We start from the raw sequence: 14,504 nt of genomic DNA on the forward strand, positions 1-14,504 counted from the left end.
CTGTTTTGACCAAAGTCCCATGTGTTCTCCCCAACCTTTCTCTTACTTCCATTTTAATGGGTTTGAGAGTTTACACAATATATTTTACAGACTCTATAATGACACTGGTCCCTTTGCCCTCTGCACTTATGAACGTTATCTCCCGGGCTTCACCGCCAAAAAACAGGCTCAGCCGCTTGCTGATATTATCAACCCCGTAGCCGCTTCCCTGGTAGCCCGAATGCCGCTCCTCCCGTCCGCTTATGCCTGCCCCGTTGTCTTCAACGCTAATCTGCAGCCTGTCCTGTTCAATCCGGCCCGTAATGCGGATCGTTCCCCTGCGCTCCTCCGTCTCCATAATGCCGTGTACAATCGCATTTTCCACCAGCGGCTGCAGGGTGATCTTGGGCAGCATGCAGCTAAGCGCATCTTCCTCTACGCTGATCTCCAGCTTGATCCTGTCTTTATACCGGTTCTTCTGAATGTCCATATAGATGCTGCACAGCCTGACCTCGTCACCCACAGTCACGACATCCTTGCCTTTATTCAGCGCAAGCTTGTAATAATCCGACAGGGCGTGAATTACCCGCTGGATATTGTCCACCTCATCCTTCTGGGCCATCCAGTTCACCATATCCAGCGTGTTATACAAAAAATGCGGATTGATCTGGGACTGCAGCGCCTTCAGCTCTGCCCCCTTCTTCTCCTGCCCCAGCCTGAACTGCTCCTCCATCAGCTCCTGCACACTGTTAATCATATAATTGTAGCTGGAGATCAGATGGCCCAGCTCATCCGTGCGCGGCTCCAGGTCCAGCGTATTCAGCCTGCCCTGCCGCACCTGGCTCATCTTGTTCATCAGCAGGAAGATGCGCTGTGTAATCGACCTTGTAATCGGAAAAATAAACACAAAGATCAGCAGCCCGATCACGGCATAGATGCCCAGCATCTGGACACGGATCTTCTGGATAATGGACATGGCGGCACTGGACGGAATGACCGATATCAGATACAGGCCGGTCGAATCAATCTGGTTGCCGCGGGCCAGATAGGTGCCGCTCCCCAGATGAATCTCTGAATAGCTGGGTCCGCTGTTCAGCTTGCCCGGCAGGCGCATCTTCGCCAGCTCTTCTTCACTCCCGCTGCTGGCAACAAGCTCGCCGTCTGCCGTTTCCACGTAGACCAGCTGCCCGGGTACCGACTGCCGCAGCGCTCCGGCGATCTCCTCCAGGTCAATGTTGATCATCACGAAGCCGACGGATTCCATATAGTCATTCTCATTCCACAATGCCCGGCCCAGCGTCAGATACTTCTTCGGGGTCAGAAAGTTGAATTTGTCCTCGAAGATCAGCCAGGCAGACCTTCCTTTAGCAGCCAGAAAGGATTCCGTCCATTTTTGCCCCTGAACCTGGCTGAGCGGCCGGTATAGTGAGGTTTTGCCGGCGGTTACAAATCCGTCGTTGATGAAATACATGATGTTGTTAAACTGCGAGTCTGACTCCAGAATTTGCGTATAGGAGGTAATCTCCTCGAACATCGAGAGCTGCTGCCAGATTTCAAGCTGCTCAGGCTTCAGCGAGAAGATCGAAGTAATATTTTTATTGACCACAATCATTGAGGAAATCTCTTCAATATGCGACATCCGGCTGGTCAGTACGGACAGGGTCTGCTCATAAGTCTGATTGTTGGCATAGCTCTGCCGGTCCAGCGCGTATTTGCGGATTTCATGCTGGGATACAAAAAAAGTAATAATCAGCGGGATAATCCCGACCATGACGAACAGGAGAATTAGCTTTTTGCGGATAGACAGATTGCGGAACGGGACTGTGGTCCTCATCGCAGCTTGAGCTTTCTGTATTCAACCGGTGTTACGGAGGTGCAGAGCCTGAATACCTTGGCAAAATAGCTCGGACTGGCAAAGCCGCACAGCTCGGAGATTGCGTTCATTTTATAATGCTCATTCATGATCAGCTTCTTGGCCAGCTCAATCCGGTAATCCCTGATGTATTGGGTAATCGTCATCCCTGTCTCCTGCTTGAACAGCACATTCAGATGGGCGGAGGACATAAACATATGCTGTCCGATTTCCGGCAGATCCAGCTCCGCCTTGCTGACATGGGCAGCTACATAATCCATCACGCTGATTACCGTATGCGAGTACTCGGCTTCTTTGGCTTTTTCGGCACAATAGCTGCTGCAGATTGCCAGTATATATTCCTTGAGCTCCGTTAGCGTATAGAACGCGGATAACCGGGTGTCAATGTCCTTCATCTCATAGACCCCCTCCAGTCCGGCAAGCAGCGCCCCCTTCTCCTGCAGCATCGCCTTGCCCATAGAGGAGAATAACGAATAGACCTGCTCACGCGGAGGACGCTCCTCCGTAATCAGACGGTCACATAGCGCTTCAATCCATCCGGTCAGCTCACGCGGCTGGCTTTTCATCAGCATATAGAAGTCCACAAACAGCTGCGGGCTGATCCCGGCTGACGTCCCCCCGGATTCTGCAAAAGGACTGAAACGGGACTCCGGCTCATAGAAAAAGCAGTTCAGCGCTGTACGGGCATGTACATAGCTCCGGCTTACCTCAAACATATCCGGCACCCTGCTGCCCGTTGCAATGCGGAGGCCATCATGGCTTATAAGCAGCTGCTTCGCGAGCGCATGGACCCGCTCCAGCTTCACCCGGTTCAGCGGAAGCACGAATCCAAGCTCCCCTTTGCCGGTAACGTTACCGACGGCCTGCACTCCCTGCCTGTGCCAGAAGGCATGCAGCTCCTCCAGCAGCTCCGGCTCACCGCCAGACTGCCCGCTACTGGACACAATCACACATACATATCCGGCGTTCACCGGAAATCCGGCCTCCTCACATTGCTTCAGGACCACTTCACGGCCGGCTGTCCCTTCAATCATCAGCTGTGCCAGCTTTTGCTGCTGCAGGTTTTTTTTGATGCTCAGCTCATCGGTCAGACGCCTGCTCTTCTGCACGGACTCGACTGTTTTGGAGATGGCCTCCTTCAAATCAGGAATTTTGATCGGCTTTTCTATATAATCGACTGCGGCCAGCCGGATGGCGCTTTTCAGATATTCCACGTCCAGATACCCGCTCATGAACAGCAGCTTGCAGTCCGGACACTGCTCTCCCAGCTTTTCGGCAAAAGCAATTCCGTTCAGCTTCGGCATCCGGATATCCGTCAGCACAATTTCCGGCTTATGCTGTGCAGCCAGCCGCAGCGCCTGCGCCCCGTCTCTCGCTTCGATAATCTGTTCAATGCCGTACTGGCTCCATTCCACCGCATCCATCAGGCCTTCTCTTGTATAATCATCATCATCTGCAATTAGCATCCGCATCGGAATGTTCTCCTTAATTGAGGATTTCAAGTGATTCATGTAAGCGCTTGTATAGCAATTCCAGTGTACTACAATTTATTTATGTATAAGCAGATTAATTAGCTCTGCTCTGTAACGGCCTGCAAATTTACCATAAATCTTGTTTTTTTGCTAGGTGGTTGTGAATAGGTTTTTATTTATGGCTATGTTAAATTCTAATGTTGATATTTGACCATAAAAAAAACCGCTTTCGTTGAAAAGGCGGTTTATTGCTATCGTGTCCCGTTAGCCGCAACGAAATAATGAGCCTAATCCGACAGTGCCCGCATAATGTTGGATTTCGCCTCTGCCGCAATCGCTTCATTCCCGTCATCGACCGCTTGCATTAAGATCAGCATGGGGATGTATACCGCGATCAGCCGCGCCAGCAGCTTTGTTTCCTCGTCCGCTCCTCCGTACGTTTCGAAAAACACGCCGCGGGCGTAAGGTGGTAAAAAGCTATAAGCAACGCTCAAATCGCAAGCCGGATGTCCTACGCTCAGATCGCCCCAATCAATGATGCCGGAAACGATACCGTTCTCATTCACAAGCATATTTTTGAAATGAAGATCGCCATGCAGCAGTGCATTCACCGGCTCGACACGGTCCTTTTGCAGCCTGCTAATATATGCTTCGATCACACCGGACTCCTCCGGCGACAAGTGTTCAACCACCTTCGATAGAAAGCCCTCCAATTTCACTTTGCGCGATGCTATGTCCGTCAATTTTCGATGATCCTGCTGAACTCCGCACTTCAGCGCCGCCTGCACCGGAAACTCATGCAATCTCCGCAAAAATTTCGCCAGCGTCTCTGCCGATAAAGCCCGGCGTTCTTCTGTCAAACCGATTGGAAAATCTCCTGGCATGTAGGCATAGCCAAGAAAAGGTGCCGGGTATTCGTCACTTGCTTCGCCATAAAACAACGGTTTCGGATAGGGGATGGTCATATATGCCTCCAGCTTCGGCAGTAGCCTCCCTTCCATACGAATCGAGCCAACTGCAAACGTTCTTCTTGGAAACCGGAACACGTACTCATCACCGATGAGAAAAACCGTATTGTCCCAGCCCCAGCCCAATCGCTTCACTTGCTTCGATGACAGCTGGGGGAATTGTCTGCCGATCAGCGTTCGCGCCTGTTCTTCGTTAACCTCCCACTCCGCATCCCATACATTCGTTCCTCCCATGAATTGTCAGCCTCCTCGTTCCTTACGTTATTTAGGGGTATTCGTAAGATTGCTGCTCTCTATAGAGCCGTCTTTAGCTTGCTGTCCCCGACACAAACTGGTTCTGGTACATCTCATAATAGAAGCCCTGGCGGTCCATCAGCTCCTCATGGGTTCCTCGTTCGCTGATCTGTCCGTCCTGGATCACCAGAATCGCGTCGGCCTCACGGATCGTGCTCAGCCGGTGGGCAATGACAAAGCTGGTCCGGCCCTGCATCAGCTTCCGCATCGCCTCCTGGATATGCAGCTCTGTCCGCGTATCCACGTTGCTGGTCGCCTCATCGAGAATCAGGATCGACGGATCGGACAGCACGGCACGGGCGATGGTCAGCAGCTGCCGCTGCCCCTGGCTCAGGTTGCCGCCTTCGGCACTCAGATACGTATCGTAGCCGTTCGGCAGCTTCCGGATGAACACATCGGCATTTGCGAGCCTGGCCGCTTCCTCTACCTCCTGATCCGTAGCTTCCATCCGCCCGTACCGGATGTTGTCCCGGATTGTCCCTGAGAAGACATAAGCATCCTGCAGCACAAGACCGATCTGTGACCGTAGGGTCTGCTTATCCAGATCACGGATATTCTCACCATCAATCAGAATCCGCCCGGACTGGATTTCATAGAAGCGGGTCAGCAGGTTAATAATCGTAGTTTTGCCTGCCCCGGTCGGGCCGACAAGTGCCAGCATCTGGCCGGGCTCGGCGTGCAGGGAGAGATTCTTCAGCACGGGTACCTCAGGTTTATAGCCGAAGCCCACCTGCTCGAATACAACCTCGCCCCTGATCCGCCGGGTTGCCGTGTCTTCCTGTTCCCCGGACATTTCCGGCTCCAGATCCAGCACTTCAAACACGCGCTCCGCCCCGGCAACCGCTGACTGGAACAGATTGTACTGGTTGGCGAGCTGGTTCAGCGGCTGGCTGAACTGGTTGGAATAATTGAGGAAGCTGACAATAATACCGATCGTGATCATTTCATGGTAAGCAAAAATACCGCCCGACACCGCGATAACAAGGAAGGTCAGATTGCGCATCGAGTTCATCATCGGGCCCATGGAGCCGGAGAGGGTCTGCGCCTTCACTCCGACGGCCCGCAGCCGTTCATTGATCTGCCGGAATTGGCGGACTGCCTCCTCCTCACGGCCGAACACCTTGACGACCTTGAGGCCGGAGATATTTTCCTGGACGAAGCCGTTCACCTCGCCGAGATGCTGCTGCTGCTCCGAGAAGTAGCGGCGGGTATGGACGGAGATTTTTTTAACAATAAACGTAATAAGCGGGACGGTCAGAATGGTAATCAGCGTCATCCACACGCTCAGACTGAGCATCATAACCAGACAGCCGGCCAGCATCAGCACACTGGCAATCAACTGGACAACCGTCTGATTCAGCGTATTGGAGACGTTGGCAATATCGTTAACGGCCCGGCTCATCAGCTCCCCGTGGGTGCGCTGGTCGAAGAACGATACCGGCAGCCGCTGATACTGCTCGAACAGATCCTGCCGCATATTGCGGACCGTATTCTGGGATAGGCTGGAGGCTGTATATTGCTGAACCCAAGTGAAGAATGCGCCCAGGGCATATACGCCCAGAAGGATCATTCCCATCCGGAGCATCCCCTCAAACCGGCCGGGCACGATATAGTTATCGAACAGCTTGCCGATCAGATAGGGACCTGCAAGTGAAAGAGCAGTAATCAGTACTGTACACACAATCACCCAGGTGAGTGCCCCGCGCTCCTGCTTCAGGTAGCCCCAAATCCGCCGCAGTGTGCCCAGCGTATCCTTGGATCTTACCTTCGGCACGCCTCCGTGCATATGGCCCGGACCCTGGCGGAAGCCCATCTGGTCGAATTTTTGCGGCATTTTGCCTTGGTTAGACGGACTGGACGGCTGGTTTGCTGACATAAGGCACCTCCTCTGAGCCGAACTGCGACCGGTAGATCTCCTGATATACCCTGCAGCTCTGCATTAATTCCTCATGGGAGCCGCTGCCGGCGATCTCCCCGTCATCGAGTACAATGATCGTGTCCGCTTCCGTAACGGACGATATTTTCTGGGCGATCAGGAAGGTCACGGCCTCTGCCGTAATATCCTTGAGCGCACCCCGCAGCCGCCGCTCCGTCCGGGCATCCAGGGCGCTCATGCTGTCGTCCATGATCAGCACCGGCGGCCCCACGAGCAGTGCGCGGGCAATGGACAGCCGCTGCTTTTGACCGCCGGACAGATTGACGCCCTTCTGTCCGAGCATGGTATCATAGCCTTCCGGCAGCTTGCTGATGAAATCATGCGCCTGGGCAATCCTGGCCGCCGCTTCCACCTCGGCCCGCGCTGCACCTGGCTTGCCGAAGGCGATATTGTCGCGGATCGTGCCGGTGAACAGGAACGATTCCTGCAGGATCATCCCGATCCGCCGCCGCAGCTCCAGCAGCGGAAGCTCACGGATGTCCTGTCCGTCCAGCTGAATGGAACCTGACGTAACGTCATACAGCCGGGGAATCAGCTGGACGAGCGTGGTTTTGCCGGAGCCGGTTGCCCCGATAATCGCCACGGTCTCGCCGCGCTCAGCTTCGATATTAATACCTCGCAGCACCAGATCCTTCGGATCGGATGAACCGTTGTAGGAAAAGGATACATTCTCTAGCTTGACACTGCGGCCTGGCAGAGACCATTCGCTTTTTGCTTCAGTATCCCGGATATGCGGCTGCGCAGCAAGCACCTCCTGAATACGGTCAGCCGACACCTTGGCCTGTGACACGTTCATCAGCAGACTGCTGACCATTAGCAGGGACGATAATACCTGGACTACATAGTTTACAAAAGCGACCAAATCGCCTGCCTTAACCGAGCCGAATGATACCTGGTTGCCGCCGTACAGCAGCACGGTTACAAGGCAGGCGTTCATAATCAGCGTGACGATCGGCGAATTCAGCGCGATAAAGCGGGCTGCCCGGATGGAGACCCGGGTATAATCCCCGTTGACCTCGCGGAACCGCCCTGTTTCATAGCCGGTCCGGACAAAGGCCTTGACGACCCGGATTCCGGCCAGATTTTCCTGAATCCGCGTATTTACGGCATCCAGCTTCCCCTGTACCGCAGCGAAAATCGGAGTCGAAAAACGGATCAGCAGCGCGACTACAGCAATCAGGACAATCAGCGTGCCCAGCAGAATAAGCCCGAGCTGACGGTTGATGATCAGTGCCATGACCACGCTGCCGACCAGCAGGCTGGGCGCACGGACAAGGCCCTGCAGGCCCATCTGCAACAGATTCTGCACCTGTACCACATCACTGGTCATCCGGGTCATCAGCGAGCCGGACTTGAAGGTATCAACATTTTCAAAGGAAAAGGTCTGCACCTTCGTGAACAGCGCTTCACGGATATCGGCGCCAAAATTCTGCGAGGCCCGGCTGGCAAAAAAGTTGCACAGCACGCCGGTAACCAGCCCCAGCAGCGCAACGCCCAGCATCAGAAACCCGGTCCGCTCAATAACGCTAAAGTTGCGGCTCACAATTCCGTTGTCAACGATATGCGCAGCCAGTGTAGGCTGAAGCAGGTCAAAAAAGACCTCCATCATCATGAACAGCGGGGCCAGAATCATAAATTTCACATACGGCTTCAGATAACGTCTTAATTCCCACATCATTGATCCCCTTCTGGCGTCTGAGGCTCATCCGTTTCCTTGCGGCGTAGCTCAAAATGCCGGGTATACTCGTCAATCACCATCTCTACCGCCTTAAGCTCACCGAGCAGCACCTGCTTAATCTCCTGATACTCCGGCGCTTCTACCTGCTGCTTCAGCGTTGCTCTTTTCACCTCAAGCACATTCAAAAACTCCAGCGCCCGCCCGCGGCGGAACGTCTTGGCCCCGTCATGATGCCTGCCTTTATGCCGGCCTTCACAGTTACGGTCACCATGCCCGCCGTGCTCCCATTGTTCTTTCATGCTCGAATCCCTCCTTCGCTAAACCTATATGTATACAAATGTATACACTTTGCTACGGATTGTCAATCAGGATGACAAAAAAAAACTGCGCCTCCATAGGTGGAGAACGCAGCCGCGTTTACATTACTCTTTTCCAAGCGAAAAATCCTCGATCAGTTCCTCTACCGTCTCGTCCCCCTGCCCTCCGGAAACCCAGCAATCCGCCTTAGGCCTGCAAAAGCTGTAGATATTATACTCGTGGTCCTTCTTTTCATCGATATCCTGGAGTGTGGCTTCTATATTGCTATAATCCTCAGTATTCATAAAAAAGACAGTGCTGAGGAATTTCGTGATGCCATAGTCCTTCAACTCCTGATTCAGCTGCCTGATCCGCGTGGCCTGTAACGGCTTATCCAGTTCGCCTTCCTGTGCCATGAACACATTGATGCCTGCTGAATACGGGTAATCCTTCACTTCTGCCGCGGGTGTATAGCTGCTGTCCGGGAGCGAACCAAACGGCCCTTCAAAATAAACGGTGTCCAGCTTGGCCGGCGCCTTCCAGATTGACTGCACTTTTTCCTGAACCAGCTCAGCGAGCTTATCGGACATTATCAGATTGATATAGCTGTCTTCAATGACATTTTCCTTCTCCCAATACTCTACCCTGAACTCCGCCTCACGATTCCCGGCAGGGTAAGCGACAGCCTGGACTCCGGCAACATCTCCGCCTGTAAGTGCGCCTACCCGGTAGTAACGCAAATCCTCAACATTTTCTATTATAAAAGCTTCAGAATACTTCTCTTCCAGGTACTCTTTCATTTCGGAGGCCTTTTGCTTTTTCTCGGATTCGGAGTATCCTTTGCTGCAGGAAGTTACCATTAGAGCTGCTAGAGCTGCCGCTGATATCAACAACCATTTAATAGGCTTCATGAGTCCCCTCCAACATATCTATGTAGATTGAGCATATGCTTTCCCTCTGCCACTGTCGCCATTTGGATGCTTTCTGGTGCTGGTGCTGGTGCTGGTGCTGGTGCTGGTGCTGGTGCTGGTGCTGGTGCTGGTGCTGGTGCTGGTTCAAGTGGTTTAGTTGGATTTTCGCCACTTAATTCTTGAGTTTTCAGGTATATGCGACTATTAGTTGGACAAAAGTCACTTATTTCGGGCGATTGTTAGCTTTCGAGGTGTTTTTGATGAATTTAGGTAACTTTTTTCCAATTATTTTCCTGATAGCTGCGATTATTATAGAATTAGGTGGCGATTTTCCACTTAATTTATACGACCAAATCAGATACAAACCCATTCAGATACAAACAACTGCAATGCCTTCTCCGAAGAATAGCTGTGACTTCAGAGAACGTTCAAATTAGCGGACGCTCACCGCCTTATTTCAGCTTCGCCACGATTTTGCCCCGGATATGCCGCTCCGACAGGCGCACCAAAGCTGCTGGAACCTGCTCCAACGTGATAACTTCCTCCAGCAGCGAGGAGATTTTACCCGCAGCGAGCAACGAGAGCATCTCGTCTCCAATTTCGGACAATTGCCGCAGCGCCTCCGGATCACCCGACTGATGTGCGGCCCCAAGCGCAACCTCGTGGACGGAAAAAGCTTTGGTGAACGGCTTCACCGACGCATAGTCCGGCGCTCCGGCAATGTGCACCACATGCCCGAAAAAGGCAATCAGCTCAAGCGCCTGTGTTGCGCTCTGTCTGCTGATCGAATCAATTACCGCATCCACGCCTCTTCCATCGGTCAGGCGGAGCACCTCGGCAGCTACGTCTGCCTCGCGGTAGTCAATGACATGGTCCGCTCCCAGACTTTTTACGTACTCATGGTTGTGCTGCGATGCGGTGGAAATAACCCGCTTGCCGGCAAGCTTCGCCAATTGAACGGCAAATCCGCCGACGCCTCCCGCGCCGCCGTGAATCAGCAGTGTGTTCAGCTGCGTAAGCGGCAGTTTTCCGTACACCGCCTGGTAAGCCGTGTAACCGGCTGTCGGGAGTGCAGCAGCATCCTCAAAAGCCACTGTATCCGGTATCCGCGAGAGGGTGCTGGTCTTGGCCAGGGCAAATTCCGCGAACCCGCCCGTCCGGGTAAGGTCCCCGTGATATAGAACCCGGTCACCAGCCTTCCATTGTTCCACACCTTCGCCTACTGCGGCAATCACTCCGGCCACATCCAGCCCGAGCACATGCGGATAGGTCCAATTGGGGTTGCCGCCGGTGGCGGTTTTATAGTCAACCGGGTTAAGTCCGGCCGCATGCACCTCAACCCGTACTTCGCCGGCTCCCGGCTCAGGTACGCTGATTTCACTGACCTTCATCTCATTCCATTTTCCTTTTTCCTGCAGTAACAGAGCTTTCAACTGTATGGCCTCCTTCGGATGGTATTCCAATGAACACATTGTAGCAGAATTTTTGGCCAGCATCCCGTTACCGTGCTGACCTGCTTGGGAGTGTGGCTGTGCTGTATTTTGGTAGAAACCTTCCGGCAGGAGCAGGAGAATCGCGCCGCAGGTCCAGCCGGAATGAATGGTGTATGGCCGGGTCAGCCGGAATGAAGGGCATGTTTGCCCTTCATTTCGCGCATTTGGCTGGGGCGGCCGGACCGGCGGCTTTCCTTCCGCCCCGCGCACCCGCGCCAGCGTATCATATCCGCAGCAAATACGCTTCCACCCAAAGTATAAAAAGTATAGTACGTACTTTCCGCCACAGCTTCATTACTCTCCTTTACCCAAAGATTTTCTTCCTTTAACAGCTGTAAATAGACATTCCTATAACCTCACACTTTTTGCCTATTGAGCATTTTTGCACTTTGGGCAAAAATATGCTTTAATAAACTTTAGAATTTAAACTATTACTCTATTCAAGAATGGAGGAAATGAACGTTGAACCCCAAGCTGACGCTGCGCGACCAGAAAAAGGAGGCCACCGCTTATGCTTTATCTGTAGCGGCTTTTGAGCTTGCTCTGGTACACGGCATGGACGGCTTCATTGTTGACGATATTGTGCGGCAGGCGGGCGTTTCCCGGCGGACCTTTGCCAATTATTTTTCCTGTAAAGAAGAAGCGGTGGCAGAGTATTTCATGAACAGGGCAACCAGCGAGGACGAAAATGACCTGTTAGCGCATCTGGCGCCGGATGCGACACCGCTGGATGCCCTGTACAGCCTGCTCAAGCTGCAGTTCACTTCAGAATTTCTGCGCAGATTGCGGCAGTTCGCATCGCTGGCCAACCAGTATCCGTCGCTGGAGCCGTATATCCTCAGCGTGTTCCGCCGGCTGCAGATGGCCGCCCAGGAAGTGCTCGAACGGTTCACCCACGGCCGGTATTCCGACGGGTATACACATCTGCTGGCCGGTGCAGTTTATGGAGCTTTTGTACCTATACTCGACGGACGGCTGAACGTGCTGCTGCCGGGTGAATCGCAGGAGGACCGGCCTGGCTCCGTATCTTTTGACCAATATCTGACTTCCATGTTCAATTACTTACGCAACGGCTTTTAAACCAGAGACAAAAAGGAGAAACCATTACATGTCTACATTTCTGTACCGATTGGGGAAATCGGCTTATTCCAAGCCCTGGTATTTCCTCGGCACCTGGATCGTTATTCTTGGTGTGATTGGCGCTCTGCTCGGTGTTAACGGCATCCAGTCCAGCTCCGAAATGAAAATTGAAGGCACCGAATCGCAAAAGGTGCTGGATATGCTGGCCGAAGAGCTTCCGGCTGCCGCCGGCGGCCAGGCCAGCGTCGCCTTCACCGCACCGGAAGGCGAGCGTCTCGACACGCCTGAACGGAGCGCGCTGCTCCTGAAGGCGATCAATGAGGTGTACAGCATGGATTATGTTATTAATCCGGCTGAACTGGCAGCTCAAGCTGCCGCACAGGCCGCAGGCCAGGGCGCTGCCGCTGATCCGACTGCTGCCGGAGGCCAGGACGATGCGGCAGCTCAAGCCGCTGCGGCTCAGGCCGCCGCCGCGCAAGCTGCATCAGCTGCTCCTTACGGTCCGCTGTTGGTTGACGGCGCCATGGTTCCCGGCGTCATGCTATCCTCCGACGGTAACATTGCCCTGTTCCAGTTCCAGTTCACTGTGCAGCAGACTTCACTGCCATCCGAAGTACCGGATAACGTGATCGAGGCTGTAACGGAAGTCGAGCAGGCCGGCTCCGGCATTACAGCGATTCCGAGTGACTCGCTGAAGAGCACGCCTTCCATCGGTTCAACTGAAGCAATCGGGGTTGCCGTGGCTGCAGTCGTATTGTTCATTACCCTTGGTTCGGTTGTAGCAGCCGGACTGCCGCTGATTACCGCACTCCTCGGGGTTGGTATCAGTGTCGGCGGCGCGTTTGCCCTCGGCAGTGTAATCCAGATGAATGACATCACGCCAATTCTCGCCGTAATGATTGGTCTGGCTGTCGGGATCGACTATTCCCTGTTTATCGTCAACCGCCAGCGCCGCCTGATTCTCGATGAGAAGCTGAATGCGCGTGAAGCGGCCAGCCGGGCTGTCGGTACTGCGGGGAGCGCAGTATTTTTCGCCGGCCTTACAGTTATTATCGCCCTGTGCGGGATGCTGGTCATCGGTATGGAATTCCTGTCCACCATGGCGCTTGTTGCCGCAGTCAGCGTACTGATCAACGTCCTGCTGGCACTGACTCTGCTGCCTGCACTGCTTGGTCTCGTCGGCGAAAAGATCTGCACAGCCAAAGCGCGCTCCAAGAGCACCGCTGCCGGCAACAAAGAACATCACGGCTTCTCGCACCGCTGGGCTAACGCCACAGTGAAATTCCGCTGGCCGATCATTATGCTGGTCGTGCTTGTACTCGGAACGGCTGCGATTCCGGTAACCAAAATGGAGCTCGGTATTCCTTCCGGCGCCTCGGCGAATCTGGATACTCCGGCCCGCCAGAGCTACGATGTCATCTCCAAGGGCTTCGGTGAAGGCTTCAACGGCCCGCTGCTGCTGGTTGCCCAGCCGAATAACCCTTCGGACAAAATCTCGATGGAGACTTTGGGCAAGCTGACTCAAGAGCTGCAAACGCATGATAATGTCACCCTGGTGTCCCCGATGGGAGTTAACGAAACGGGCGATATCGCGATTATCAGCCTGATTCCAAAAACCGGGCCGACGGATACAGAAACAAGAGATCTGGTGCAGGATCTGCGCGATCCTTCCTACAGTCTCGCGTCCGACAACGATATTACCCTTGGTGTAACCGGCTTTACCGCCATTAACATCGATATGTCATCCAAGCTTTCTGATGCTTTCCCTATTTACATCGGTATCATTGTTGTTCTTTCGCTGATTATTCTGCTGCTCGTATTCCGGTCGATTATTGTGCCAATCAAAGCAACAGTCGGCTTCATTCTCAGTATCCTTGCTACCTTCGGCGTGACTACAGCCGTTTATCAGTGGGGCTGGCTGCACTCCCTGTTCGGCTTTGATACCGGAGGGCCGCTGCTCAGCTTCATGCCGATTCTGGTCACCGGTATCCTGTACGGTCTGGCAATGGATTACCAGGTGTTCCTGGTCAGCTCGATGCGCGAGGCTTACGTTCACGGCCGTCACGGCAATGACTGCATTGTACACGGCTATGATCTTGCCAGCCGCGTTGTGCTTGCTGCAGGTATCATTATGGTTTCCGTCTTTGCCGGCTTCATCTTCGCCCCTGATGCGATGATCAAGCAGATCGGCTTCGCCCTGGCCTTTGGTATCCTGATCGATGCCTTCATCATCCGGATGACGCTCGTGCCGGCCGTTATGGCCGTGTTCGGCGACAAGGCCTGGTGGCTGCCGAAATGGCTGGACCGCCTGCTGCCGAACCTCGATGTTGAAGGCGACAAGCTGATCGCCAAGCTAAATGCCGAGAATGGCGTGAGCGGACACAAAAAATAACAAAAAGGACGGCACCATCGCCGTCCTCCCCAAAAAGAGGGGGCTGTCCCATAAGTAGATATTCTACTGGTAGTGACAGGCTCATTCTCTTCTCAAAAGTCTAAAATTTAAACAGAGCAGCGATTCTCCTG

The 14,504-nt window shown here is 53.7% G+C and carries 10 protein-coding genes; 2 read left to right on the top strand and 8 right to left on the bottom strand.

The features are described 5' to 3' along the window. Positions 1–70: 70 nt before the first annotated feature. The 8 genes from M2108_RS30705 to M2108_RS30740 form a co-directional block, all read right to left on the bottom strand. The gene (locus M2108_RS30705; protein ID WP_277473260.1) at positions 71–1,813 is read right to left on the bottom strand and encodes a sensor histidine kinase; all 1,743 of its coding nucleotides are present in this window, start codon (positions 1,811–1,813) and stop codon (positions 71–73) included. Continuing rightward, positions 1,810–3,324 (bottom strand): response regulator transcription factor, encoded by a 1,515-nt coding sequence (locus M2108_RS30710; protein WP_277473261.1) that lies wholly within the window; start codon positions 3,322–3,324, stop codon positions 1,810–1,812. The genes M2108_RS30705 and M2108_RS30710 overlap by 4 nt, the downstream gene beginning before the upstream one ends. 287 nt (positions 3,325–3,611) lie before the next feature. Then, on the bottom strand, positions 3,612–4,526 hold the full coding sequence (locus tag M2108_RS30715; protein WP_277473262.1) for a phosphotransferase: 915 nt from the start codon (positions 4,524–4,526) through the stop codon (positions 3,612–3,614). A gap of 73 nt (positions 4,527–4,599) precedes the next feature. Beyond that, positions 4,600–6,462 carry an ABC transporter ATP-binding protein gene (locus M2108_RS30720; RefSeq protein WP_277473263.1) on the bottom strand — a complete coding sequence of 621 codons (1,863 nt, stop codon included), beginning with the start codon at positions 6,460–6,462 and terminating at the stop codon, positions 4,600–4,602. After that, entirely contained in the window at positions 6,431–8,197 is a 1,767-nt protein-coding gene (locus M2108_RS30725; RefSeq protein ID WP_277473264.1) for an ABC transporter ATP-binding protein, read from the bottom strand. The genes M2108_RS30720 and M2108_RS30725 overlap by 32 nt, the downstream gene beginning before the upstream one ends. Then, positions 8,197–8,499, bottom strand: coding sequence for a hypothetical protein (locus tag M2108_RS30730; RefSeq protein ID WP_277473265.1), 303 nt, complete (start codon positions 8,497–8,499; stop codon positions 8,197–8,199). The genes M2108_RS30725 and M2108_RS30730 overlap by 1 nt, the downstream gene beginning before the upstream one ends. A 123-nt stretch (positions 8,500–8,622) precedes the next feature. Beyond that, positions 8,623–9,297 (bottom strand): hypothetical protein, encoded by a 675-nt coding sequence (locus M2108_RS30735; RefSeq protein WP_277473266.1) that lies wholly within the window; start codon positions 9,295–9,297, stop codon positions 8,623–8,625. A gap of 563 nt (positions 9,298–9,860) precedes the next feature. Continuing rightward, on the bottom strand, positions 9,861–10,841 hold the full coding sequence (locus M2108_RS30740; protein ID WP_277473267.1) for a zinc-binding dehydrogenase: 981 nt from the start codon (positions 10,839–10,841) through the stop codon (positions 9,861–9,863). A gap of 522 nt (positions 10,842–11,363) precedes the next feature. Here M2108_RS30740 and M2108_RS30745 point away from each other — a divergent pair. Both M2108_RS30745 and M2108_RS30750 read left to right on the top strand, forming a co-directional pair. Further along, positions 11,364–11,981 (top strand): TetR/AcrR family transcriptional regulator, encoded by a 618-nt coding sequence (locus M2108_RS30745; RefSeq protein WP_090713108.1) that lies wholly within the window; start codon positions 11,364–11,366, stop codon positions 11,979–11,981. 28 nt (positions 11,982–12,009) lie between these two features. Then, a complete protein-coding gene (locus M2108_RS30750; protein ID WP_277473268.1) occupies positions 12,010–14,373 on the top strand; it encodes an MMPL family transporter in 2,364 nt (787 codons plus the stop codon). Positions 14,374–14,504: the final 131 nt, after the last annotated feature.

Origin of the sequence: Paenibacillus sp. PastM-3 (genome assembly GCF_029893965.1) — a bacterium.
Classification (GTDB): domain Bacteria; phylum Bacillota; class Bacilli; order Paenibacillales; family Paenibacillaceae; genus Paenibacillus_AQ.